Source organism: Bacteroidota bacterium (assembly GCA_030706565.1).
Lineage (GTDB): Bacteria > Bacteroidota > Bacteroidia > Bacteroidales > JAUZOH01 > JAUZOH01.
On sequence record JAUZOH010000553.1, the window covers coordinates 1 to 2,027 of the forward strand.

The following is a 2,027-nucleotide window of genomic DNA, read 5'->3' on the forward strand; positions in this document are numbered from 1 at the left end:
AAAAGAGTGTGCAGGGAAGGAAAAGGACAATTTATTCTTTTCAACCTTTAGCTCTTTAGTTACCGGCAGATATTGCCCCTTTTTATCAAATGTAAAAGAATCATATAATGAAGTGCAGTCGATGATTTCAGCTTCGGCTTTCCCTGAAATTTTACCTGAAGCATTTAGTATATCCGCTGTAATTGCTTTGTCCTTATGCCTGTTGACCACATTTACATATAAAGCGTTTTTTTCTTTCGAATAAACCGAAGTAACATCGAGATAAGGAATTCCCTTATACTTCTCGGTATTGAAGGTATCGCATTCCACATAAGTATCAACAGAGTTTCCAAGACAATTATTAGAAAATGATTTAAAAATATAAAACAACGGACTTTTGTAAGTTCCCTTCTCCTTATCATTATTTAAAAGCGAGGTAAGCATCGTAAAATTGGCCATCCTGACAACATCGGCATGACGAATAAAGGTATTCAGACATTGAGCTATGGGAAGTACAGATAAAAAATTTCTGGACATAATTCCCCACTCGTCAACAGAGATATAGATGGGGTTCGTAAATCCGTTCATGACTTTTACCTCATCAATTTCATCAGCGGTCACCCTGACTTTTTCTTCAAAATCCATTGCGCTTTGGCCCATGTAGGTATAATAATCCGGAGAATTTTCCCAGTACCGGTGAATAGAAATATAATTAATCATATCACCAAGACCGGAAAGAATTTTCCTGTTCCAGTCAACCCACTGGCCTGTTTTTTCAATATAGGATGATCCTGAAGCCACCAGCTGTATCGTTTTATCAACTGATTTCATAGCCTTTGCAGCTTCCCTGCCTATCCTGACATATTCTTCAGCAATCTTATGACCGAGTTCCCAGGGAGCGCCATCAACTTCGTTGCCCAGATCCCAAATTTTAACGTTATAAGGCTGTTCGTGTCCGTTCTTGGCCCTTAAATCTGAAAAATATGTCCCTTTCTTATAGTTGCAATATTCCAGCCAGTTGCAGGCATCTGCTATTGATCCAAGGCCGAGATTTACGCAGACAATATTCTCACTTCCTATGGCTTTGTTCAATGCCAGCCATTCATCGGTACCCACATGGTTATTATCAATTCCTCCCCATGCAAGATTAATACGGGCAGGGCGCTTATCCTGAGGCCCTATACCATCCTGCCAATTATATCCCATTACAAAATTACCTCCGGGCCAGCGCATGTTGGTGATTTTAAGTTCCCTCATCGCTTCGATATAATCTTTTCTAAAACCGTTGGCATCGGCAAGTGGCGATGAAGGATCGTACAAATTGCCGTAAAGAGTATTAAAGCTGACGGTGTCGGACAACCCCATTCTTTTCCCGGTAAATTGAATGGGCTCCATAAACACCCCGTAAATTTTCGGATCAATCTCTCCTATTTTTCTGTCAACGTCAATTTTAATTTTGGCATTTTGGGCAAACAAAGAAAGGGGTAAAGTCAGTAAAACAAATACAACTAATTTATTCATAATTGATTGATTTTTATATTTATAGCACCAACAACAAACTACCAATATTTTAAGTCTATAAGATTACTTTTAACAATATTTATAACTTATTGATATTCAATTACTTACACGCTTCTTACAATGATTGATTTCTACTCAAAAATTATCCAGTCTGCTTCCACAGGATTACTGTCGGCTAATGATACCACCAGATTTTCAACACCTGTTTTTAATCCCCGGACAGATGCTTTGGAGGTAGTCCAGCTATTCCCTTGAGGAATCCTGATATTGGCAATAATGGGACCTTTAGGATTATTCAACCTGATCTGTAGAACGCTTCCTGTTTTTGAAAAAGCCCTGACCTTAACCGTCTTAAAGCTTTTTTTAGTAAAATTTACCCGGTTATATTGCACCCAGGCATTTTTGGAATTAAAAACCACCTTCCATCCTCCGAAATGATTATACGTATCAAGAAAAGCTATGGATGCTCCCTGAGAGCTGATGCGGCTATACCTGTCGATCTGAATTTTCCCTGAAGCGTCGGTCAA

At 38.9% G+C, this 2,027-nt stretch carries 2 protein-coding genes; both read right to left on the reverse strand.

What is annotated here, in order from left to right:
* A partial coding sequence (locus tag Q8907_16695; GenBank protein MDP4275907.1) for an alpha-L-arabinofuranosidase C-terminal domain-containing protein occupies positions 1-1,500 on the reverse strand: 1,500 nt, incomplete at its 3' end.
* A gap of 131 nt (positions 1,501-1,631) precedes the next feature.
* On the reverse strand, positions 1,632-2,027 hold a 396-nt coding region (locus tag Q8907_16700), incomplete at its 5' end, for a carbohydrate-binding protein (GenBank protein MDP4275908.1).